The sequence below is a fragment of the Paenibacillus sp. ov031 genome, assembly GCF_900143165.1.
Lineage (GTDB): Bacteria > Bacillota > Bacilli > Paenibacillales > Paenibacillaceae > Paenibacillus > Paenibacillus marchantiae.
On sequence record NZ_FRDO01000002.1, the window covers coordinates 287114 to 311047 of the forward strand.

Sequence of the window (23934 nt, forward strand, 5' to 3'; positions counted from 1 at the left end):
ATTGAATATTAAACCCTTTATTCCTCCACTATCCCAATTATTGTTTCAATCGGTTATAACTTGTAATCGTTTTCAATTGGAATTATAATGAATTTGAATTAATTGTCAATCACTTATTTGGAGTTGTGAAGAATATGGATGTCAAAATCATTGATGTAGCTGCCATTGCAGGTGTGTCCCCGGCAACCGTATCGCGGGTCATTAATCAGCACAGCAAAGTAAGCACCAAGACCAAAGATAAGGTGATGCGCGCCATCGAGCAATTGGGATATCACCCCAACGCAGCAGCCAAGAATCTTCGTTCACAGAGAACCATGACAATTGGCGTAATCGTTCCCGATATTAACAACTCCTATTATGCCGAAATTATTAAAGGCATTGAGAACATCGCCTATGCCCGCCATTACAAGGTCATTATATGTGATGCTCATAACCTGAAAGAGAGAGAAGTCGATTATCTTAATTTGCTGCTGGATCGAACCATTGACGGTGTCATCATTATCACGCCCATGCTGGCGGATGAGGAATTATTCCAGCTTGCGGATAAGGGGTATCGCATTGGCATCGTTGGCAAATATATCGAACATGATCAGATCCCGTGTATATATACAGACAACGTGAAATTCTCCCAGGAAGTTGTTCAGCATCTCGTTGAGGCCGGACATCGAAATATCGTTTTCTTAAACGGTTATCCTGAAGCAATTGACAGCTATGAACGGCTAGAAGGTTACTTGAAGGCCCTGCGCAATCATCAGATTCCGTTCCGTCCCGAACTGATCGAGAATGGGAACTTCAATGAGGAAGGTGGGTACGAGGCCATCAAAAGACTGTTTAACAAAGGCCTGTCCTTCTCCGCTGTATATGCGGCTAATGATGAAATGGCGCTAGGTGTATACAAAGCATGTATGGAATACGGGATACGCATCCCTGAGCAATTGGCTATCGTAGGTGTGGACAACAATCGAATCAGCAAATACATTCATCCTACGCTAAGTTCGGTGAACCAGCCCAAGTATACGATGGGGGCCATTCTTATGGAGAAGATGATTGACACGATGAATACAAATGATTTTCAGGACAAACGTGTATTTAAAGTCGACTCGGAGCTGCTTGTTCGAGCTTCCTCTTCCTTCAAAATAACAACATAAAGCGCACCCGTAACAGGTGCGCCAGTTTAATATATGTTCACATATTCTTAATGCACAATGATGCTTAACGCATTCAACAAATCAGCCTGCTTCACCGGCTTGGTCAGGACCGCATCGAAGACTTCCGCTTCATGTGGATCGATATGCATGCCATACGGGATCAGAACAATGACCGGTGAATCTGTAACCAAGCGCTTCAGCTTGTGTACAAAATCCACAGCACCACCCTCCAACAGTCCCATATCCACAACGGCCACATCAGGCTTAAAGCCCTCCTGAATCCAGTCGTACGCTTCGGTGGTAACTGAGGTCATATGCACATCCATCTCCCATCTGCGCATCAGGGAAGAGGCCCCTTGCAGAATGTCAGGGTCCTTGGCAAGCAGCACCTTTTTGCCCTTCAGTCGATGCTGAATATTGGCAAGCTGAGGCAGTTCCCAATGTCTGCGGAGCGGCAGGCAGATCTCGAATTCTGTCTCCTTGTCTCCCATGCCATGCACCTGAATACGGCCGTTCATTAGGATGGCAAGATTCTGGCTGACCGCCAAACCGAGATTGGTTCCTACCAGCTTCTGTGTACTTATATTTCCATCCAAATTGTTAAATGATCTAAGCTTATTGTCCGAAGACAACATACGTCCGGTGTACTTCACATGGAGTTGAAGCGTACCTGCCTCCTCTGCATCTCCACCAGCTACGGTTGCCGTAACCAATACCGAACCTGTCCGTGTTGAATCTAGAGCATACTGAATGACATGGGCCAATAGTTGCCCGATCTTGATCTCATCCCCGACAAAAACCTGGGACACATTCAGATCAAGGTTCAATCCCAGCTCAATGTTCTTGCTCAGCGCCAGTCCCGCATAGAGATAAACGGTATTCTCAATCGTGGCTACCAGATCAAATGGATCATCGTGTACAACCGTTTTGCCTGCGTCATTGACGTTAAAACTCATCATATTATTCAGCAGGGAGAGCAGAATGTTACCGCTGGTTTCAATCATATTCACATATTCTGCCTGCTCGTCCGACATATCTGGTGTACGCATCAGATCCGTTAATCCCAGAATGCCGTTCAGCGGATTACGTATTTCGTGGCTCATCAGCGACAGCATCTGCGTCTTGGTCATTGCCTCAGACTCCGCACGTTCCTTCTCTGCCTGCAACTGCTCTTGTAGTTGCTCCGAATCACTCAGCTTCTGTTCCTGGACTTGCAGCGTATCTTCCAGATCCACAACATATCCGAGAAAAACGGCCATGGCTTGCAGAGTTTTCATATCCGTTTCACTGATCACATAATCAGGGTCATCCATCAGACAGATCGTGCCGAACGTTTCCCCGGATCTCCTCATAATGGGAATCCCCACAAAGAAACGATTGCCCAGTCCGCTTGTTACGTCCATTGATTTCGTAAGGGGATGTTCACATGTATCCGTGATGATCAGACTGCTGCCCTTATCTCTTAAGACCAGGCTGCAATATGACGCTTCAAATGGAAGTTCACTACCTTTGGCGATCAACTCTTCCTCGCGGTTAAAAGCTTCCATAATAACATTCGTCACGCCATCATTCGTGGCAACGAAAATGGTGTTCACCTTTAATATACCGCTTAATACATCTACAATATGGGATGCGGCTTCCTGTATATTTTCATAGAAGCCCCTTGTAATGCCTAACGTTCCCATGATTCACCCCTCTTGTTTTAGCTGCACTTCAAATCCGTATCCCACAGTATGATTCAATCGATTAACGAGGGATCAAATGTTCCAAAACAGCTGTCACAAACTATTCATATATGAAGTTTTCTATCCTTTTTTCAAGCATCGTCAACTGAACTTGCACGGTAAATAGAAATTATACGCTTACCCTCCAGCTTTGAAAACATTTATCATTCAGGGCTATAAATCATGACAGTCGATCAGCCTCTCCCATGTGATCATTATCACACCTAAATAACAATATATAGTTTATAAATGGATAAAGAAAATCTACATGTAGTGTTCAATGAATGGACATTATCCCTATACAATTTCAATTTCATTATTTAGGAGGAACTGATATGAACATGCTTGAGTATGCCTCTCCACCGGCATCTGATCTTCTATCTGACCTGGGAAGACGAATTATTGGTGCTGAAGATGCCGATACGCTGAGGGAGAATGCCAATCTGAACGGAGACTCGTTCAGCGGCAAGATGAGCAGGCTCGGTTCGGAGACCGCCAAGTGGCATGCTCTGCGTCATGTGTTGCCTAAGGAGCTCGCTCTAGCTGTGGAGAACGGCGATCTGTATGTACACGATCTGGATCAGTATGCCCTTGGGACGACCAACTGTATCTTTATTCCGTTTGACCGACTGCTGGCCTCCGGATTCAATACCGGCAACGGTTCGGTTCGTACACCACAGACAATCATGTCTGCCATGGCACTGGTGGCCATTATTTTTCAATCCCAGCAAAACAGCCAGTACGGCGGTGTATCCGCCAATAAAATCGACTGGGATCTCGCACCTTATGTGAAGCGTTCGTTCCGTAAGCATTATCGGAAGGGGCAACGGCTGTTTGGGGAGATTGCCCCAATTGAGGATGAGCAACTGCATCTGGATAGCGATGAAGCAAAGGAGAAGTGTCCTCGAGCCTTTGCCTTTGCCTGTGAAGAAACGGAACTGGAGACCGAACAGGCTGCCGAATCTCTGATCCATAATTTGAACACCATGAGCAGTCGTGCTGGGGGACAGATTCCGTTCACTTCGCTGAACTACGGGCTGTGCACTTCAGCCGAAGGTCGGCTCGTGTCCCGGTCGTTGCTGGAAGCGACCATTCGGGGCCTGGGTAACGGAGAAACGCCCGTGTTCCCACAACATATTTTCCAGTGCAAGCAAGGAATTAATCAATCTGAGGGAGATCCGAATTACGACTTGTTCCGGCTTGCTGTGACCTGCTCCTCACGGCGCATGTATCCGAACTTTGTCAATGTGGATGCTTCCTTCAACCTTCTCTATTATCAACCGGAAGATCCCGATACGATCATTGCGACGATGGGATGCCGGACACGCACACTGGCTGATCGCTTCGGACGCAATCGTCAGAGCGGCAAAGGCAATCTGTCCTTTAACACCATCAATCTGGTCAAGCTCGGCATTCGATATGGGATCTGCCAGGGAGCAAGAGCCATCGCTGACCGGGCTGGCTTCTATACGGCGCTGGAATCGGTCATGCACAATTCTACGGATGGACTGCTGCACCGGTATCGAATTCAGATGAACCAGCCTGCCAAAGCATCGGACTTCATGATGCGGGAAGGAGTATGGGAAGGCGGTGAACAATTGGCTCCGAATGAACCGGTCGCCGATCTGTTGAAACATGGTACGTTATCCCTTGGTTTTATCGGACTTGCTGAATGTATGACCGCTCTATATGGCCGTCACCATGGACAAGACCTCCATGTACATCGAGAAGCCTTGAATATCATTCGTACGATGAGAGAATTCTGTGACCGGATGAGTGAGCAGCATAACCTGAATATCACCTTGTTCGCTACGCCCGCCGAGGGACTGTCCGGCAAATTCACCAAGATTGATCGTGAGCGATACGGCAGCATCGCGGGGGTCAACGACCGGGAATACTACACCAATTCATTTCACATTCCGGTCTATCATTCCCTTCCTGCCTATCGCAAGATTGAATTGGAAGCTCCCTTCCACTCACTATGTAATGCCGGAGCGATCTCTTATGTCGAACTCGACGGGAACGTAAGGGCCAATACAGCCGCTTTCCAACGAATCGTTCAATACGCGCTGGCCCAGGACATCGGGTATTTCTCCATTAATCATCCGATTGACCGCTGTCCGTCCTGTGGCTATGAGGGCGTTATTGGAGATGTATGTCCCGGATGTGAGGCTCATGAAAACCACGTGCATTTCCAGCGTCTGCGCCGAGTGACGGGATATCTGACCGGTGACTATAAAGTGCGCTTCAATGGGGCGAAGCAGGCCGAAGTGAGAGACCGGGTGAAGCATCGGTGAATCTGTACGGTTACATCCCGGAATCGGTGAATGAGGGGCCTGGCCTGCGTGCCGTGTTGTTCATCAGCGGATGCCGCCATGCCTGTCCGGGCTGCTTCAGCCCCGGCTCATGGAGCTTCCGTGCAGGCGAACCATTTACGGAGGAGCGGCAGCAGCAGATTTTGCATGAGGTAACCTCTCATCCCTTGCTGGAAGGGGTAACGTTATGCGGAGGTGATCCTTTTTTCTCTGCCGCAGAATGCGCCTCCTGGGTTCGGCAGCTTCGGGCTGCACGACCTGATCTGACTGTATGGGCATACACGGGGTTTGTATATGAGGAACTAATTACAGACCCGTCACGGGCGGAGTTATCCCAGCTATGCGACGTCATTATCGATGGGCCTTATATCGCAGCTGAACGTGATGTGTCTCTTCCTTTTCGTGGCAGTCGTAATCAGCGCATCGTTAATGTGGGTGCAACAATGGCAGGCCAGACAATCGTTACCATGCAGTTAGATGCATGGTAACGATTTTTTTATTTGAGGGGGATCAAGCACAGCGTGGGCGATGATATGGTTCATTTTAAGGAGTCAAATCTGCCAATATATCTAGGATTCATAGAGCAATATTTCATTTCCGATCGGATTAATGATATATGTTGCAAGCCCTTAGGTTATCGTCTATGATTGGTAGCATAAGAGCAAGTATACGACGATTGCATCATGATACAATCTATCATCTATGCTTGGTCGCCAATTTCATAGCCAGAGATGTGTACGCACATTTCTGCACACGGAAACAGGTGCCTACCGTGCTACATGCGTGGTCAGGCTTAAAAGGGAAGCACGGTGTAAATCCGTCGCGGTCCCGCCACTGTATACGGGGAGTCTGTGCATATAATCCACTGGTGTAACCACCGGGAAGGAATGCATATGACCATGATCCGCAAGCCAGGAGACCTGCCTGTTTCGACAGCATCGCATGACCTACGGAAGATAGGAAGGTGTTAGAGCAACCGCTACAACTACTTATAGCAGGTGTTCTTTCCCATTCTATCTTTGTGCACAGTCGTCATTCATGATGCCTGTTTCTCGGGGTATGGAATCGGAAGGAATGCCTTTTTTTGATGCTTTCAAAAGAAACACACTACAATAGCTTCAACTTGATGAGTTTACCTATTATAAATGAGGAGGAATTTTACATGTCGCAATCACAGCAACAACAGCCACAAGTACTGACAGGCAACCTCGGTTACCCCCGCATCGGTGCGGGACGCGAATGGAAAAAAGCACTGGAGTCCTTCTGGGCTGGCCGAATCGATGAATCTACGCTTCATCAGGAGCTAACCACGCTTCGGTTGCAGGATCTGAAGAAACAGCAGGCACAGCAGCTCGATCTGATTCCTGTAGGCGACTTCTCCTACTATGATCATATTCTTGACGTATCGGCGATGTTTGGCGTCGTTCCTGAGCGCTTTAACCATTCAGGCGGACCCGTATCCGTATCTACCTACTACGCCATGGCCCGGGGTAATGATCAGGCAACAGCCTGTGAGATGACCAAGTGGCTGAACACGAACTATCACTACATCGTACCTGAGATTCATAATGATACTGCATTTGCATTGCTTGAAAATAAACCCCTTGCCGCCTATCGCGAAGCGAAGCAGGAGCTTGGGCTGGAAGGTAAACCAGTCGTTGTCGGTCCGTACTCGTATGTACGATTCGCCAAAGGCTATGACGCGGAACGCTTCGCAGCAATCGTCACTCGCCTCGTTCCCGTATACGCCCAGCTTCTGTCTGAGCTTCAAGCAGAAGGCGTACAGTGGGTACAGATCGACGAGCCTGCTCTGACGCTGGCCGTCTCTTCCGAAGATGAAGCTTTGCTGCAACAGGTGTATGCTGCCTTGGCACAAGCTGCACCGGAGTTGAAGCTGCTGCTTCAAACGTATTTCGAATCGGTGGAAGCTTATCCGGTCGTGACAGCTCTGCCTGTTGCCGGAATCGGCCTGGACCTGGTCCACGGCTATGAAGGCAACTTCGCCAGCCTGCGGGAGCATGGCTTCCCGCAGGATAAATGGTTGGGCGCCGGTGTCATCGACGGGCGCAACATCTGGCGTGCCGATCTCGCAGAGACGGCGAAGCTGCTGGAGCAGGTGGCTGAATTCGCAGCCGAAGGCAAGCTGATCATTCAGCCTTCCTGCAGCCTGTTGCATGTACCGGTTACTGCCGCTCAGGAGAGCGCGCTTGATCCGGTACTGCGCAATGCCCTGGCCTTTGCTGACGAGAAGCTGGAGGAAATAGCGACGCTCGGCACGTTGTTGTCCGGCGGTGCAAAGCAGGCGGACCAAGCAGCGGCTTTGGCTGAAGCCAGCCGCCGCGCCCAGGCAAGCACCGAAGCGGTGCGCCTGCTGAGTGAGTCCGAATCACGGACACGCCTGAGTGGTGCGCCTGCAGGGGTGCATGCTGATGAGCAGCTGCTTCGCAACGCGTCATTCCAGGAGCGACGCGAATTGCAGCAGCAAAAATGGTCGCTCCCGCTGCTGCCAACAACAACCATTGGCAGCTTCCCGCAAACGGCAGACGTGCGCAAAGCACGTGCACTCTTCCGTAAAGGGGAATGGAATGCGGAGCAATATGATGCCTATGTACGTGAACAGATCCAAGAATGGATTACTATCCAGGAGGAAATTGGTCTGGATGTGCTGGTACACGGTGAGTTCGAACGTACCGATATGGTCGAGTTTTTCGGTGAGAAGCTGACCGGATTCGCCTTCACCAAAAATGGCTGGGTACAGTCCTACGGCTCACGCTGCGTGAAGCCACCTGTAATCTACGGAGATGTACTGTTCAATGAACCGATGACGGTGAAAGAAACAGCCTATGCACAGACACTGACCAGCAAACCGGTGAAAGGCATGCTAACAGGTCCGGTAACGATCCTGAACTGGTCCTTTGTCCGCTCGGATATTCCACGCAGTGAAGTATCCTACCAGATTGCTCGCGCCATTCGCGACGAGGTTGAAGCGCTGGAGCAAGCAGGCATTGAGATGATTCAGGTCGATGAGCCAGCTCTGCGTGAAGGACTTCCGCTCAAACGGAGCAAGTGGGATGAGTACCTGCAATGGGCCGTGGAATCCTTCCGTTTAGCTACTGCTACCGTAAAACCAACAACGCAGGTGCATACCCATATGTGCTACTGCGAGTTCGATGATATTATTGAAGCCATCAGCGACCTAGATGCAGATGTGATCTCGATCGAAACATCCCGTAGCCATGGGGAACTGGTAGGCAGCTTCGAGCAGAATACGTATGACAAAGGCATCGGACTCGGTGTATACGATATCCACAGTCCGCGTGTTCCAGGCAAGGACGAGATGTTGAATATGATTGAGCGTGCACTTCAAGTGCTGCCAGCAGATCTGTTCTGGGTAAACCCTGACTGCGGACTGAAAACACGTGGTAAAGCTGAAGTTGTAGATGCATTGAGCATCATGGTGGACGCTGCTCGTACAGCAAGAGAACGAGTAACCGCTGATTCCTCAATCTAAACAAAGCTTGTGAATGCAAATAAAAGCCTCCGAATTCCTTCGGAGGCTTTTTTCATTTACTATCATTCTATTTGTTTATCTGGCAATGTCTTTTTATCCGACTTAACGAATCTCGAAATGGCTGACACGTACTCCTGCGCCAGTTCAACGTGTCCTGCCAGTTACCGTCCGGTACACCCGGAACAACCATGCAGAAGCTAAAGGTATTTGAAACTGCAGCTAACTCTTCTAAAGGATCATATATTATCATTTCTCTCTATTTTATTCCTTATTGCATGACGATATATGATATAGGCAGTTATTAAATAACAATTTAAAACAATCGTTTATCAGATCAGAAAATTGAGGAGATGGACCTTTCCAATGGATATGATTCAATCACTAATCGCATGTATGCCCTTTTTTCGGGATACGATTCGCCAAGATGTAACCCTTTCCATTATTGACCGGGAGAAATTCCTGTATTTTTCCGCAGGAGAGTCGTTAAAACAACTGGAGTTCAAAGCAGGTGATCCACTGCTCGAGCCTAATCGTGATTTTGCCGATCTGAAAGGCGGTACGGACAAACAATTTGATCATTACCCGAAGGAGTTATTTGGAGTGCCGTTTGATGTCGCCTACCTTCCGATCAAAAATGAACAGGGCGAGGTCATCGCTATATTCAACCTGCTCTATAGTATGGATGATCAGGATCAGCTGCAGCAGCTCATGAATGCTACCGAAAACCTGACCAACCAGTTGATTGACAGCGTTCAGCACGTAGCTGCACATTCGGAGGAGCTGAGCGCCACCACCGAAGAAATTCGCAACAACTCCAAACAAGCTGTACAGAAATCAGGCAACGTGACTCAGGTCGCCAGCTTCATCCGTGAAATCTCGGAACAAACGAATCTGCTCGGCCTGAATGCCGCCATCGAAGCTGCTCGTGTCGGTGAAGCAGGTGCAGGATTTGGCGTCGTCGCCAAGGAAATCCGCAAGCTGTCCGTAGATACAAAGGAAGCGACCACGCGTATTGAAGAGTCCCTCCTCTCCGTCCGCCAATCCATTCAGGGGATGGAGAATGAACTTGGGGAGATTACCGCGAGTTCTCAGGAGCAAGCGGAACTGGTTAACAATTTTATGAGCACGATTGAGCAGTTGAATGCAACGAACCAACAATTGAAACAATTTGTGCACAAACTGATTACATTTGACGGAAAGTAAAAAGGAAAAAGAAACTCCTAACCCACTCAACCAAATGCACAAACAAAATCCTCCGAATCTCTTCGGAGGATTTTTCATTTACTATCATTCCATTTTGGTCATGGTCATCTTGCTAATGTTATTCTATCCGACTTAATGAATCTCGAAATGGCTGACACGTACTCCTGCGGACAACATGAGGTATACATCCTGTTGACCTGATACACCTTTCAGGTCTGCCTTAACCGTGGACCACTGCTGTGCCTTACCCTGTGCCAGCTCCACGCGTCCTGCCAGTGTACCGTCAGGTGCGCCCAGTCGAATTTCCAATACCGCATCTGCCTGCTCTGATGATACACGAGCTTCAAGCGCTGCTGCATTGCTTCCCAGATCTGCATCCTTGAAGGCAATCCAGCCTTGTTCACCAATCACACGGACAGAGGCTCCGCCTTCTTTGCTCTCATCCAGATCCACACCGAAGTATGCATCGTAATTTTCGGCGCGAGTAGCCACACCCAAATTACGTGAAGGAATAGTCTCCCCTTGTACCGTCAGGTCAGCAACAAGCTGAACATCAGCAGAAGATTTGCCCACCATAATGGAGTAGGTACCGCTTTCGACCACATAGCGATCACGGGTTACATCCCAGATCGCCAGTTCCTGAACTGGCAGTGTGAAGCTGACTTTCACTGTAGCCCCAGCTTCAATATGAAGACGACGGAAACCTTTTAACGTTTTGAGTGGACGTTTAACACGGGACTGCCCGGCACGCACATACAACTGCACAACCTCATCACTGGCGATCGTTCCTGTATTCGTCACATCCACATGCACAGTAATGGTCTCTTCGACTCCAGCTTGGGCCGGGTTCAGCTCCAAATTACTGTATTTAAACGATGCATACGTTAATCCATGTCCGAATGGATATAGTACATCACCTTCAAAATACTGATACGTACGTCCGGATTGAATGATATCGTAGTCTCTGATATCGGTCAGCTGATCTGCCGATTGCACCCACGTCATATTCAGGCGGCCTGCTGGTGCATAATCGCCATACAATACGTCAGCCACAGCGTTCCCCAACTCTTGTCCTGCATGGGATGTATACAATACAGCCGGAATGTTCTCCTGCACCCAGTTGGACGTGAACGGGTAACTTCCCACGATAACTACAACGGTATTTGGATTCGCTGCATAAACGGCTTCAACCAGACGCTGCTGGGATTCAGCCAGGTCCAGACTTGGGCGGTCGATCTCTTCTTTACCATTCACAAGTGGATTGTTGCCGACAAATACAATCGCTGTCTCCGCTTCCTTCGCGGCCGCTACCGCTTCCTCCAACCCATTCACCACAATATCCTTTTTGAACGTTTCCGTAGCACCGAAAGATTTCAACTCTTCGGATACCGCAAACGCATCGTTTCCATTATTGGGTGCCGTTACTGTTTTACCGTTCCAAGTCGTCAGCCCCACGCTTCCGTCCTGTTGTGGCAACAGATGGAATACTTCCTTCACAAACCAGCCATATACTTCATCCGCCGATGCCGTAACCGTTTCTTCATCCGTCGTCAGGTATTTCCCATTACTGTCTGCCTTCAACGTGTAGCTGCCAAAGCCCCAGTCACTCACTTTAAATGTCTCAGCATTCCCTGAAGCAATGATGGATGATTTCTCATCCTCAGCCAATCCGACAGCCTTACCGCTTGCCACTGAAGTCAATGTAATGCGGTCATTGCCATCCTTGAATGCAACCTTGTCGCCGCCTACTTTGCCACTGATCGCTTCAAGCGGGGATACGCTATATGGCATGGTGCCTGCATACCAGTCACGATAGACTGTTCCGCCCAGTTGGCCAATCACGGCCACTTTGCCGGATTTTGTTTTATCCAGTGGAAGCGTGCCTTGATCATTTTTAAGCAATACAACTTGTTCTCTCGCTGCTCTCAGTGAAAGGGCCTTCGCCTTCTCCGTCATCATCGCTTCTTCACCAATCGAAGCATATGGATTGCCCTCAGCCGGATCAAATTCACCTAGACGGAAACGCACACGGAACGTATTGAACAACGCCAGATCGATGTCTTCCATTGTGAGTGTACCTTGCTCCAGCCCTTCACGCAGCGCCTGCTTCGACAGATCCGCATCATCGGTAATACTGTCAATTCCGGCTTTGACGGACTCCACTGTTCCTGGTGTGTGAGAATCATAGTATTTATGATCGTTCTTGATCCCCATGACATCCCCTGCATCACTCACGATGAAGCCATCCATGCCCCATTCGCCCTTCACAATCTCGTTTACAAACGGATGCAGCAATGCCGGTGTACCATTAATAGAGTTGTACGCGGTCATCATTGATTGTGCGCCGCCCTCTTTGAACGGTTTCTCGAACGCTTTCAGATAATATTCACGCATGTTGCGCGGATCAATACTTGATGAACCACTGCCACGATCCACTTCATTATTGTTTGCAAGGAAATGCTTCAACGTAGCAACCGCCTTGTAATACTTCGGATGGTCGCCCTGGATTCCCTTAACCAGCGCCGTTGTCAGTTCAGCAGTCAGTTCCGGGTCTTCACCATAAGCTTCTTCGTTCCGCCCCCAACGTGGATCACGCTCCATATCAACCGTAGGTGCCCACAGAGTCAGACCGTTTACTGCTGGATTGCGTTTATAAAATACACGTGCCTCGTCTCCGATCACGGAGCCGATCTCTTTCATCAGGTCCGCATCCCAGGTACACGCCAGCCCTACTGGCTGCGGGAAGGAAGTCGCTTCGCCAAGCCAGGCCAGACCATGGGCTGCTTCTGTGCCGTGTTTATATGCTGCGATACCCAGTCGTTCAACTGCGGGTTGGTATTGCAGCATCGATTCGATTTTCTCATCTTCCGACAGACGGGACACGAGGTCCTTTACACGTGTATCCAGTTCGATCGTTGTATCCTGAAACGGATATTTCGTTTGGTTGGTCATAATATGGAATCTCCTTTGGGAATTCATTGATTTATTTAGAATGATAGCGGATACATAATTGATAAATTAATACGATGTATTCTTGACGTATCCGACCTCACGATTCGAAGATTTAACCTTTTAGAACAAGCACTTTACGAGCCGTCGTTAACTCTTCATTTCATTTACTAAAACGGTTTCGGTAAATCTATCATATAGCATGTTTAGCAAAAAAAACAGGGGGGCTTCACAGGAAAATGTGAACTTTCCTCAGGAAAGTATGCGGACAATCGTTTTATTCTGGCACAGTATGGTAATCATGGATAGGAGTATAGATATGACGTACTTATTGAGCTAAGCATAGTCCTTAATGAAGAAGAATATTGAAGGAGGAAAATCAAGTGAGTGAGCATCAACAGCCCCCGACAGGTTTGCCTTCCATACCGGAATCCCTGTGGAGAGCGACAAACACATTCAATGAATATCCGAAACTGACAGAAGATACAACAGCCGATGTAGCCATTATTGGTGCAGGAATTGCAGGTATCACAACAGCTTATTTACTGGCCCAGACGGGGATGAGCGTGGTTGTGCTTGAAGCTGGAAAAGTACTGGATGGCACAACAGGCCATACAACGGCCAAAGTATCGGCACAGCATGGTGTAATATTTGATGAATTGCTTCATCATTTTGGAGAAGAACAGGCCCGCATGTATTATGAAGGCAATGCAACAGCCGCCAAGTGGATGCGCGATCTGGTAAAAGAGAAACAGATTGATTGCCAGTGGGCAGAGGAAGATGCCTATGTCTACATTCAATCCGAGGAGAATCTCAAGAAGCTGGAGATTGAGCTGACTGCCTATGGCAAGCTGAATATTCCTGGTCAATGGGTTGATCCCCTTCCCATCCCTGTTCCGGCCAGAGCAGGTGTTAAGATGCCGGGACAAGCTCGCTTTGACCCGCTTAGTTATTTACATTACCTGCTGGAATCCGCAGTCAAGCAAGGTGTCCGCATCTACGAACATACAACGGTAACCGATGTGGAGGAAGATGCCTCGCTACATGTGCGGACATATGAGAATGGTCCATCCGTAACGGCCGAACATGTCGTTGTTGCCTCCCATTTCCCGGTCTATGACCCCGGATTTTATTTTTCAAGGCTGCACGCCGAGCGTTCCTATGCTGTTGTTGTTGAACCTCAGAAACCTTTCACAGGTGGCATGTATATCTCTGACGATAAACCCTATCGATCCCTGCGTACTGTCATTCATAAAGGGAAGGAACACATCCTCTTTGGAGGGGAAAATCACAAAACCGGACAGGGCATATGCACTGTCGGTCATTATGAAAATTTGGAGCGTTATGCAGCCGATACATTTGGCATTCGCAACATCCCTTTCCGCTGGTCAGCTCAGGATCTGATCTCCATCGATAAGGTCCCTTACATTGGGCCAATTACTGGACGACATGAACGTGTCTATGTAGCTACCGGCTTTGCCAAATGGGGCATGACCACAGGAACGATGGCTGGACATATCCTTACAGACCGGATTACTGGACGAGATAACTCTTACGCAGCAGTATTCGATCCTGCAAGATTCAAGGTAGACCCTGGTGTGAAAAACTTCCTTGTAGAGAATGTCAATGTAGCCGCGGAACTGATCTCTGGCAAAGTCGGCATTATTCACAAGAACACGGGAGAACTCGGCAACGATGAAGGAGCTGTTGTTCGCCATGACGGCAAACGTGCTGGCGCCTACAAGGACCCGACTGGCAAACTCTTTCTTGTGGATACCACCTGCACCCATTTGGGTTGTGAAGTGGAATGGAATGCCGGGGAACGTTCATGGGATTGCCCATGCCACGGATCACGTTACGATTACGCGGGCAAAGTCATTGAAGGACCTGCCGTTAAAGACCTTAAGATGCTGGAAGCACAAGAATAAACCAAGCTGATACCCCCATCAGCGTATATCTTCATCCCATAGACCCGGATCGGAATCCGCCTTCAGACGGAAGTAACCGATTCGGGTTTTGCGTATGCTGATCTATAGATAAAATAGCGAGAAAACGAAGTTAATCCAACTTAGCGGGAAATCGTGATACGGAACTATTTTAAAATCACTACCTTGCATTAAACAGTACCGGATGCTATGATGAATTTACGACTACTGAACAATACACACTAGTGATTGGATAGAGCAACAAGGAGGAACCCAAGTGAATGTTAATATTCAATTCAAAAAAGGGGTGCTGGAACTATGCGTCCTCGTGTTAATCAACCGCCAGGATCGTTACGGCTACGAACTGGCTCAGGCTGTATCCCAGCATATTGAAGTGGCGGAAGGTGCGCTGTATCCCCTTTTGCGAAGATTGGTCAATGACGGCTATTGTACGACTTACCTGCAGGAATCCAGTGAAGGACCACCACGTAAGTATTACAAACTGTCTGATACCGGCCGTGACTATATGAAGACTCTGACGAATGAATGGAATGGTTTTGTGCGCAATGTCGCAAATCTTATAGAGGAAGGTACCCCCAATGAATAGACAACAATTCATGCAGGCAATGGAGATTCATTTAAGACCGATGGACCCGCTGGAACGGGCAGAATTGCTCGCTGATTATGAACAGCATTTTGAGATGGGATTAAGAGAAGGAAGACCGGAAGAAGAGATTGCACGGGAACTGGGGCATCCGATCGAGATTGCCAAAGAAGCGCTCGGTGACCGGTATGATGCACAAACGCCAGGATCTGATCCGTTCTACGCACGGACATTCGAAGAAATGCGTTCACAGCAAAAGAAGGGAAATCGAGCTGCACGCAACTTCTTCACGGCAATCGGACTTTTTTTCCTGAACATTATACTGGCGATTCCACTAGGACTGACTCTGTGGTCGGTATGGCTCACGATTGCCAGTTTGTCGCTGCTGGTCGTAGCCCCGGTTGCTGCTGCTGTGGATTTCTTATATCTCGGCCATTTCGAGTATTCTGAATTATTCGTTTCGATTGGAGTATTCGGTATAGGCATTCTATTCGCCATTGCGACAAAAAGGGTGTTTACAGCCTTTAAGTTGATCACTCTTCAGTATATAAGATGGAATCAAAAGACGATGAAGGGAGATGTCTAATCATGAGCACCAAAAAATGGATCGCTTTAGCGATACTATGTATCGGCATCGGTTTGCTCGGAACCTCCATATACGGAGTTCAGTTCGGAGACGAGAGAGAACCCTACTCCAAACGTTGGGAATTCAAAAATGATGAGCTGCACAATATCATGATGAATGCCAACTTAAGCGCAGATATTGAATTCGTTGTCAGTCCGGATTCCAATGGCTATATTGAAGTCGACGGAAAGTGGGACCCGGCCACCATTGAAGCTTTTAAACAGGCTTCGATCACGGATGGAACCTTTACGTTAAACCAGGAAGAGCGTTTGCGTTTGCAATTTTTCACCCTTTATTGGAATAATCAGCAGCAAACGATCACAGTAGCGTTACCTGAAGGACATCAGCTGGATGAAGTTAACATCGTCTCTTCTTCCAGTGACCTGGATCTGAAGGGTCTGCATGCCAATACCTTGGACCTTAACACTACGTCTGGAAGCATTCACCTTCAGGACATTACCGTACCAATCATTCAACTCGATCTAACTTCAGGAGACATTAAAGCTGCAGCAATTGCAGGAGATATGGAAGTCAAACAAACTTCCGGAAGTTTCACGCTGAATGGCATTGATGGCGATGTGACCCGAAGTGTACAGTCGGGAGATACCAAAATTACGCAATTGAACGGTGCAGCAAATGTTAACTTCACTTCCGGTAGTGTGAAAATTGAGCAAGAAGTTTCCGGTCCAATTGATGTATCGGGACAGTCAGGAGATATTTCCATACAGGCGGCGCCTGATTTTGACGGTATTTACGATGCACAGGCCACTTCCGGTGATGTAAATATACCTGATTCCCCCATGGTAAGCCGTGAGGTCATCAAAGCTCGCACTACCTCAGGCAGTATCAAAATCAAACAATTATGATGAAGCAAATATTCGAACTGTGGGTAATATAGTATAATTAAATGCTAGTCCAATTCTAAGGAGGAGTTACCCACATGGAACTTAAAAATAAAACGGCTGTCATCACTGGCGCTGGTAAAGGTATTGGCCGTGCCATTGCTGAAGCACTTGCCAAGGAAGGTGTGCATCTCGGACTGATCGCTCGGACGGCCTCCGATCTTGAGGCTCTCCAGCAATCGCTGAGCCAGGAATATGGTGTAAAAGTAACCAGTGCTATTGCGGATATTTCCGATCGCACTCAGGCTGAAGCAGCCGTAGCTGCGATTGAGATGGAGCTTGGCGCAGTCGACATTCTGATCAACAATGCAGGCATTGCAAGCTTCGGCACACTGCTGGATATGGACCCGGAAGAGTGGGAACGTATCCTGCATGTTAATGTCATGGGTACATACTATGTAACTCGTGCCGTACTGCCAAGCATGATTAAGGAAAGCAGCGGTAGCATTATCAACATCGCCTCCACCGCAGGCGAGCGTGGATTTGCTACAGGCTCAGCTTACTGTGCTTCCAAATTCGCACTGCTCGGCATGACCGAATCCCTGATGCAGGAAGTGCGCAAATCCAATATCCGGGTTACTGCGTTAACACCAAGTACAGTGAACACGGAGCTGGCAACCAATGCCGGACTCAAAATTGGAGACGAAGACCGCATGATGCAAGCGGAAGACGTAGCTGAACTGGCTTTGGCGACGCTCAAACTGTCGGACCGTGTATTTGTTAAAGCCGCAGGCATCTGGACAACTAATCCACAGTAAGCAGGAGTAGTCAGACCATTTATAAAGAACAATGAATGATGGAAGCAACCATTTCTAATGATGCACTACGTCGCCATCCGGCCGCCCGAGAAACCTCTGGGCGGCCTTTTACATATTCAGCAGCCGCCATCGTGTCCGAATACGATTCATCACGCTGAATCTCTACCCTTATGATTAATGCAGCGTTACTTCTCTCATTCTCCATTCCGCGATTCTCTGCTTATGCGTTCCACAAATGGTCCAAATCCAGTTCCTTGGACACGGCGATCAGTACTACCGCGGGTTCCTCCCCAATATTGGTTACTTCGTGGGGAACGATGGCATTCCAGCTGAATGAATCCCCCGCTTCCAGAATCTCTACGTCCTCACACTGCTCTGCGCGAATTCGGCCTTGCAGAACCAGATGACTCTCTTCTCCGGCGTGCTTATTAACCCCAGTCGATGCACCTGCTGGCAGCTCTACAATGGACATGCGCATGGCACCCTTTGACGTTAGATGCTGTACTTTGATCTGCCCACTTCCGGCAGTCGTCTCTTTGCGCTCATCCTTGCGCACCACGTTCATCCGCTGCTCCGGTGACAGCAGCAAGTATGGCAGTGGCACTTCCAGATAATCCGCGATACTTTCAAGCGTCGCGATGGACGGTGATGTTTTATTATTTTCCACGTTGCTGATAAACCCCTTGGACAGCCCCGTACCCTCGCACATTTGCATGATGGTGATCTGTTTTTGTTTGCGGATCGTACGAATGGCTAGACCAATATCCATGTTGCAATCCTCCCCCTTTGATCTGTATATCCGATACCCAACCATCGTTATTGAGCATTATAGATTTCTTATACGGAACATATTTTCATAATACAAAAAAAATATTGACCCTACAATGGAATCATGATAAATTTTGTTCATCAATAAGAATATTAATTTCATATTAGTGAACTTTATTTTGATTACTCATTTCTTATCAGGTGGTGGTTGCATTGAATTATTCATTGACTTACGAGGTTCGGCTTCCTTCCAATTACAATACAGAACAACAATATCCCGTTATCTTTGCCCTGCATGGCATGGGTTCGGATGAACAGGATATGCTTCGCTTAATGGAGCCTCTTCAGTCCAATTTTATTATCGTTGCCGTACGTGGGCCCATTGTTCAGGGTAGCGGCTACGCCTTTTTTCAAATTAAAAGCATTGGCAACCCCGTCCGTGAGTTGTTCGACGCCTCTGTTCAGGGACTGCAACAGCTAATGGTTGACTTGTCTGCCAAATATGCCATTGATCCCGCACGGCGTTATATCGCCGGATTCAGTCAAGGAGCCATTATGGCGATGACGCTCTCGCTGATCATGGGAGATGCAATCAAGGGAATTGTAGCCATGAGTGGTTACATTCCGCAATTTGTGAAAGACGAATACAAGATACAGCCCAACTCGGAGTTATCTGTATTTATATCGCATGGCGATCAGGATCATCTCTTCCCGCTGCAACTTGGCGAAGATAACGCCAGCTTCTTCCGGGAACAGACCAATAACGTTACGTATGTTCCATATCACGGTGGACACCAAGTCACCCCCGACTTATATCAACAATTTCAACAATGGCTTCGGACGGATGCCGCCAAGCTGACTGCCGAAGACCCGAAAGGACTGAATTCATAATGATGCCATCCCTGTTTATCGCTCACGGTGCACCATCACTCGCACTGGAGGAAAATGCATACACTGAGTTTCTGCAAAAACTTGGACAGGAACTGCCGAAACCCAAAGCGATCGTATTGTTCTCTGCTCACTGGGAATCTACAACTCAATTGGTTTCTTCAGTAGCCAACTACGAGACCATCTATGATTTTGGCGGCTTCCAGCCTGAGCTGTATCAGATCAAATACCCTGCACAAGGACATGAAGAGATAACAGCGGAGATTCAGCGCCTGTTCGGGGATGCTGGTATTCCGGTGGAAAGCGACTCTGTTCGTGGTCTGGATCACGGTGCTTGGGTTGTGCTTCGCCTGCTCTATCCAAATGCGGACATTCCGGTCGTTGCTTTATCCGTGAACCGTTATCTGTCCAATGAACAGCAGTATCAGGTTGGGCAGGCACTCGCCACATTGCGTGAGCAAGACGTTCTCGTCATTGGCAGTGGTGGGACGGTACACAACCTGCGTCAGTTAAACTGGGAAAGCGCAGGCGTTGACCCTTGGGCCATGGCGTTTGACAACTGGCTGCAAGACAAACTTGTGAGCTGGGATACAGCGTCCCTATTCGCCTATGACAAGCTGGCACCATCAGCCCAAGCAGCCGTGCCTACGCCAGAGCATTTTGTACCATTGCTGCTCGCCATGGGTGCGGGAGATCAGAACAAGCAGGCATCACTCCTGTTCAAAGCCTATCAGTATGGCAACCTGAGCCTGTCTTGCTGGAAATTTGATTGATCCATTGATATAACACCTTATATAAAAATAATCAGACACTCGTGCGAACTCGCACGGGTGTTTTTGTGATATGACCTTTTTTGCATAATGCTGGGAGTTGTAAAGCAAGCTATAATAACATTTAGTGGAAATGACCAAGCTGTAATTAAGGAATACTCTTTCTACACCTATCACATCTTTCTGGGAGGAACATTCGAAGTGGCTGAACAACCAAAGTCTGAGAGCTTAATGTCTCTCGTCAAAAAGGGGAACACATCCTCGGCTGTAGCTATGGCAGGAAATGCTGTACTTGCACTGTGCAAAGGAGGAGCCTTTCTATTCAGTGGCAGTGGCGCCATGTTCGCCTCGGCGATGCACTCTCTAGCCGATGCCATCAACCAAGGGTTTGTCTTTGTCGGAAGTGTGTTGTCCGAGAAAAAACCTACACGCCGCTTTCCGACCGGATTCGGGCGAGTCATCAACATTTTCTGTATGATTGCCGTTATCGTTGTTACCATTATGGCGTATGAAACGATCCATGAAGGCATTCATCTGTTACTGCATCCAGCTGCTCATTCCGGTGGTATCTGGATTAACATCGGCGTGCTGGTGCTTAACATTGTGATCGATGGAGCCATTTTGATTAAAGCAATGAAAGAAATTCTACACGAAGCACGTGCGCCCAAAGCGTCAGGCCTCGCCCTGTTCCCTGCTGCAATCAAAAATGTAGGACGTGCCGCGCCGCCAACACGCCTTGTATTTTACGAAGATATTGTAGCGGTACTCGGTGCGACACTCGCACTGATCTCTGTCGTTGTCATTGCACTGACCAATTTTGCATTGCTCGATGGAGTCGTGACAACCATTATTGGATGCCTGATGATCGCTGTCGCTTTCCGTGTAGGTTATGACAATATGATCGGACTGATTGGTGTAGCGGCTCCACAGGATGTTGAGGATAAAGTATCCCAGACCATTCTGGCAGACTCTCATGTTGCAGATATCCAGATGATGCGCATTATTCAGGAAGGTCGTTATTACCACGTTGAGGGTCTGATCGAACTGACCAAAGGATTGAGCCTTGCCGATGCAGATGATATCAAGTTCCGTATCCAAGAGAAGTTAATGACAGATCCAGACATCGCCGATGCGGCCATCTCTATTATCGAAGATGATGGTGTGAACAGCTGGGGCAAGAAGCATTCTGATGTGGTGAAATAAGGGCCTGCTCCCTTTTATAAAAGATAAAAGAAGCCTACTCTTCGCGGAGTGGGCTTCTTTACATAGCAAACAACGTGACATAGCTAATATAACTCCATGGCTGCTAAAGTTGGGCTAAACTTGTTGGTTAGAATTCGCTGAGTGACCAGCATGGGGTTTACTTCTGCCACCTTGCTTCATGCCCATCTTCATCAATTTATCCAGCCATTTCAGACGGAACGCCTCAGTGGAGCCTTTGATTGGACTAATCTCGGTTACACGTACCGGGGAGACCCCGCAGAATTTGAGAATATTGGATTTCATGACCCGGTGCCCTGCATGTCTGTAAATCAATCGATTGTACCAGCGTGGTGTATCCATGGTCACAATGATGTGGGCAGACCTTCCTTTCAGCAATTTGTCCCATAGGGGTGAGTCCTCCCGATCTTTCATCGCGAATCCAGGCAAAAACACCCGATCAATAAACCCTTTCAAAATAGCAGGCATCACTCCCCACCACGTCGGATATACAAACACCAGATGGTCCGCCCATCGGATCAATTCCTGAGCTCTCACCAAATCAGGCTCCAATTCCGTCCGCTGACGGTACCCGTACTGAAGATTGAGATTAAACTGAATATGGCTCAGGTCGATCAGTTCCACAGAACTGCCCGATTGTCGAGCTCCTTTTATATAGGCTTCTGACAGTGCTTTGCAGTAACTTTGCGGATCCGGATGACCATTAATTACCAAAATATTTGACTTCATACATCTGTTCCTCCTGTATAATAAAGTTCATGAAGGCCGAAGAAGCAGGCATATCACAAGCATAGAATGAACGCATACATAAACAAATGATCAACGGCGCCAAAACATTGCTGATTCGCGCAAAAGGGGGTAGCATGAACAACCATAATCACGGTGTGTCCATTTCCATGTTGTATCCGATTATGAAGACGCTGGTGAACAAAGGGTACGAATCCGAAGCGTTTTTCGAGTACGTCAGCGTAGATCCTGCTATTATGCAGAATCCGGAAGCACGTATTCCAGTTGAAGAGTTGGAACGGATTATGCAGTATGCTGCCAGATACTCGGATGATCTGTATTTTGGATTGAACCAGGGACAACTGCTGGACTTTGCGGACCTTGGCCTTCCTGGTTACGTCATGATGCATTCCAAGACGATTGGAGATGCACTCGCTGCTTATCAACGATATAACATCATTCTATATAGTGGATTTAATCTGGATTGGAAAGTAGCCGGAACGGATTTGATCCTTCAATTGTCTTTGCAAAATTCGGAGAAGCAGATGTCCCGTCATTGTGTGGAAGATATGGCTGTCTCGATGGTGTATTTGATCAGCAAACTGGCGAATCGCCGGGTGGAGTTAAAAGAGGTTCAGTTTAGTCATCAAGCCCCCGATGCTTCAGGCGATCTATCTCCTTATGTTGGCATGTTCGGAATAGAGCCTCGATTCGGGGCTACCCGTACACTCCTGCGAATGCACAAAGACATTCTGGATCAGCCCGTATTATATTCGGATGCAAGAATGCTGAAGGTCTTTGAAACCATGGCTCAGGAAAGCAAAGATGAGCTTCATTCATCTCAATCCTTCTCTGGCAAAGTAAGTCGATGGATGATGGAGAGCCTACCAACCTTCTTTCCCACATTACAACACACCGCAGAGTATCTGGGCGTGAGCATTCGCACACTTCAGAGCCGATTGCGTGAAGAAGATACAACGTATCATGAGATATCCGTTCAGGTACGCAAGGAAATGGCATTGCGATATTTGCAGAAGGGAACCTATTCCGTGGGGGATATTGCGTATGCCTTACATTTTTCGGAGCAAAGCGCGTTTCAGAATGCCTTCAAAAAGTGGACGGGACAGACTCCCGGGCAATACCGTTCCAGTCTCAAACAGCCCATGCAGCCCCGTAGTTGAATAATCCCGAATCCAATCCTCCTAAGGGGATTAGTGATTACATGTTTTTGAACCTAGACTTTAGTCTAGGTGAAGTTTAACTCCAAAGACCGAGGATACCCTTTTGCGGTTCATGGTATGCTGTGAATAACGAGAAAACATACTCCATGACCGTTCGGGAATTGATCTTGTATTGAAAAGGAGAGATATCATGGCTAAACGCACCATCCTTGCGCCTGTGCTTATTTTGCTCGGCGTGTACCTAATTTTGAACCAGGGAGGTTCACTCGGTCCAGGTACAATCTTTGCCACGTTCTGGCCCACCCTATTTGTGATTCCACTGGGGCTATTCTTCCATTGGCTCTACTTCTCCATGATTGGACGAGGGATCGGATTGCTAGTTCCAGGTGGCATCTTACTTACGGTAGGTGTTGTCAGCCAGATCGCCATGCTCTTTGGTAACTGGAGCACGATGTGGCCTGGCTTCATTCTTGCGGTAGCGGTAGGTCTGTTTGAATTGTATTGGTTCGGTGGCCGTAACAAATGGTTACTGATTCCGATCAACATTCTGACGGTTATCTCACTGTTATTCTTCGCCGTCATGTCGATTGGCACGATGCTGAACAGTCTGTCCTTTATCCAGCCATTCGTGGCGATTGTGCTGATTATGGGCGGGGCATGGATCATTGTGGGTCGCAAAAAGCGCATGTAAACTTCTGATTGTTTCCACTTGACCA

At 48.1% G+C, this 23934-nt stretch carries 20 protein-coding genes and 1 riboswitch; of the genes, 15 read left to right on the forward strand and 5 right to left on the reverse strand.

Annotated elements, in window-relative coordinates; translation table 11 throughout:
• Positions 1 to 134 precede the first annotated feature (134 nt).
• On the forward strand, positions 135 to 1148 hold the full coding sequence (locus tag BUA17_RS11505; RefSeq protein WP_063567218.1) for a LacI family DNA-binding transcriptional regulator: 1014 nt from the start codon (positions 135 to 137) through the stop codon (positions 1146 to 1148).
• Between the two features lie 47 nt (positions 1149 to 1195).
• On the opposite strand, the gene BUA17_RS11510 is transcribed toward BUA17_RS11505, so the two are convergent.
• Positions 1196 to 2833 (reverse strand): hybrid sensor histidine kinase/response regulator, encoded by a 1638-nt coding sequence (locus tag BUA17_RS11510; RefSeq protein WP_063567217.1) that lies wholly within the window; start codon positions 2831 to 2833, stop codon positions 1196 to 1198.
• 374 nt (positions 2834 to 3207) lie between these two features.
• Here BUA17_RS11510 and BUA17_RS11515 point away from each other — a divergent pair, with 374 nt between their 5' ends.
• The 4 genes from BUA17_RS11515 (at position 3208) to BUA17_RS11530 (ending at position 9901) form a co-directional block, all read left to right on the forward strand.
• Entirely contained in the window at positions 3208 to 5169 is a 1962-nt protein-coding gene (locus tag BUA17_RS11515) for an anaerobic ribonucleoside triphosphate reductase (protein WP_072733683.1), read from the forward strand.
• Positions 5166 to 5675: an anaerobic ribonucleoside-triphosphate reductase activating protein gene (nrdG, locus tag BUA17_RS11520; protein ID WP_072733684.1), complete on the forward strand. Its 510-nt coding sequence runs from the start codon at positions 5166 to 5168 to the stop codon at positions 5673 to 5675. Before BUA17_RS11515 ends, nrdG begins: the two co-directional genes overlap by 4 nt.
• Before the next feature lie 256 nt (positions 5676 to 5931).
• A riboswitch (cobalamin riboswitch) is annotated at positions 5932 to 6130 on the forward strand.
• Positions 6131 to 6349: 219 nt separating this feature from the next.
• Positions 6350 to 8698, forward strand: a complete 2349-nt coding sequence (metE, locus tag BUA17_RS11525; protein WP_072733685.1) for a 5-methyltetrahydropteroyltriglutamate--homocysteine S-methyltransferase — start codon at positions 6350 to 6352, stop codon at positions 8696 to 8698.
• Between the two features lie 363 nt (positions 8699 to 9061).
• A complete protein-coding gene (locus BUA17_RS11530; protein ID WP_063567213.1) occupies positions 9062 to 9901 on the forward strand; it encodes a methyl-accepting chemotaxis protein in 840 nt (279 codons plus the stop codon).
• 132 nt (positions 9902 to 10033) lie between these two features.
• Here BUA17_RS11530 and BUA17_RS11535 read toward each other — a convergent pair whose 3' ends face one another.
• Positions 10034 to 12853: a glycoside hydrolase family 3 C-terminal domain-containing protein gene (locus BUA17_RS11535; RefSeq protein ID WP_063567212.1), complete on the reverse strand. Its 2820-nt coding sequence runs from the start codon at positions 12851 to 12853 to the stop codon at positions 10034 to 10036.
• 380 nt (positions 12854 to 13233) lie between these two features.
• Here BUA17_RS11535 and BUA17_RS11540 point away from each other — a divergent pair, with 380 nt between their 5' ends.
• From BUA17_RS11540 to BUA17_RS11560, 5 genes are all read left to right on the forward strand, one after another.
• On the forward strand, positions 13234 to 14778 hold the full coding sequence (locus BUA17_RS11540) for an FAD-dependent oxidoreductase (protein WP_072733686.1): 1545 nt from the start codon (positions 13234 to 13236) through the stop codon (positions 14776 to 14778).
• Positions 14779 to 15052: 274 nt separating this feature from the next.
• Positions 15053 to 15382 (forward strand): PadR family transcriptional regulator, encoded by a 330-nt coding sequence (locus BUA17_RS11545; RefSeq protein ID WP_063567210.1) that lies wholly within the window; start codon positions 15053 to 15055, stop codon positions 15380 to 15382.
• The gene (locus BUA17_RS11550) at positions 15375 to 15965 is read left to right on the forward strand and encodes an HAAS signaling domain-containing protein (RefSeq protein ID WP_064641806.1); all 591 of its coding nucleotides are present in this window, start codon (positions 15375 to 15377) and stop codon (positions 15963 to 15965) included. Before BUA17_RS11545 ends, BUA17_RS11550 begins: the two co-directional genes overlap by 8 nt.
• 2 nt (positions 15966 to 15967) lie before the next feature.
• Positions 15968 to 16870, forward strand: a complete 903-nt coding sequence (locus tag BUA17_RS11555; RefSeq protein ID WP_072733687.1) for a DUF4097 family beta strand repeat-containing protein — start codon at positions 15968 to 15970, stop codon at positions 16868 to 16870.
• 74 nt (positions 16871 to 16944) lie between these two features.
• Positions 16945 to 17664 carry a 3-ketoacyl-ACP reductase gene (locus BUA17_RS11560; RefSeq protein ID WP_064641804.1) on the forward strand — a complete coding sequence of 240 codons (720 nt, stop codon included), beginning with the start codon at positions 16945 to 16947 and terminating at the stop codon, positions 17662 to 17664.
• A gap of 19 nt (positions 17665 to 17683) precedes the next feature.
• Here the strand turns inward: BUA17_RS11560 and BUA17_RS30850 are convergent, their stop codons facing one another.
• Together BUA17_RS30850 and BUA17_RS11565 are read right to left on the reverse strand one after the other, a co-directional pair.
• A complete protein-coding gene (locus BUA17_RS30850; RefSeq protein ID WP_139295652.1) occupies positions 17684 to 17869 on the reverse strand; it encodes a hypothetical protein in 186 nt (61 codons plus the stop codon).
• A 15-nt stretch (positions 17870 to 17884) separates the two neighbouring features.
• On the reverse strand, positions 17885 to 18433 hold the full coding sequence (locus tag BUA17_RS11565) for a helix-turn-helix domain-containing protein (protein WP_072733688.1): 549 nt from the start codon (positions 18431 to 18433) through the stop codon (positions 17885 to 17887).
• Positions 18434 to 18645: 212 nt separating this feature from the next.
• Here BUA17_RS11565 and BUA17_RS11570 point away from each other — a divergent pair, with 212 nt between their 5' ends.
• The 3 genes from BUA17_RS11570 (at position 18646) to BUA17_RS11580 (ending at position 21293) form a co-directional block, all read left to right on the forward strand.
• Positions 18646 to 19323 carry an alpha/beta hydrolase gene (locus BUA17_RS11570; protein WP_072733689.1) on the forward strand — a complete coding sequence of 226 codons (678 nt, stop codon included), beginning with the start codon at positions 18646 to 18648 and terminating at the stop codon, positions 19321 to 19323.
• Positions 19323 to 20093, forward strand: a complete 771-nt coding sequence (locus BUA17_RS11575; RefSeq protein ID WP_072733690.1) for a dioxygenase family protein — start codon at positions 19323 to 19325, stop codon at positions 20091 to 20093. Before BUA17_RS11570 ends, BUA17_RS11575 begins: the two co-directional genes overlap by 1 nt.
• A gap of 198 nt (positions 20094 to 20291) precedes the next feature.
• Entirely contained in the window at positions 20292 to 21293 is a 1002-nt protein-coding gene (locus BUA17_RS11580) for a cation diffusion facilitator family transporter (RefSeq protein ID WP_095206212.1), read from the forward strand.
• A 114-nt stretch (positions 21294 to 21407) separates the two neighbouring features.
• On the opposite strand, the gene BUA17_RS11585 is transcribed toward BUA17_RS11580, so the two are convergent.
• Complete coding sequence (locus tag BUA17_RS11585; RefSeq protein WP_072733691.1) at positions 21408 to 22040, reverse strand: NAD(P)H-dependent oxidoreductase; 633 nt, start codon at positions 22038 to 22040, stop codon at positions 21408 to 21410.
• Positions 22041 to 22174: 134 nt separating this feature from the next.
• On the opposite strand from BUA17_RS11585, the gene BUA17_RS11590 reads away from it, so the two are divergent.
• Positions 22175 to 23218: an AraC family transcriptional regulator gene (locus BUA17_RS11590; protein ID WP_072733692.1), complete on the forward strand. Its 1044-nt coding sequence runs from the start codon at positions 22175 to 22177 to the stop codon at positions 23216 to 23218.
• A gap of 190 nt (positions 23219 to 23408) precedes the next feature.
• The gene (locus BUA17_RS11595; RefSeq protein ID WP_063567201.1) at positions 23409 to 23909 is read left to right on the forward strand and encodes a hypothetical protein; all 501 of its coding nucleotides are present in this window, start codon (positions 23409 to 23411) and stop codon (positions 23907 to 23909) included.
• Positions 23910 to 23934 lie beyond the last annotated feature (25 nt).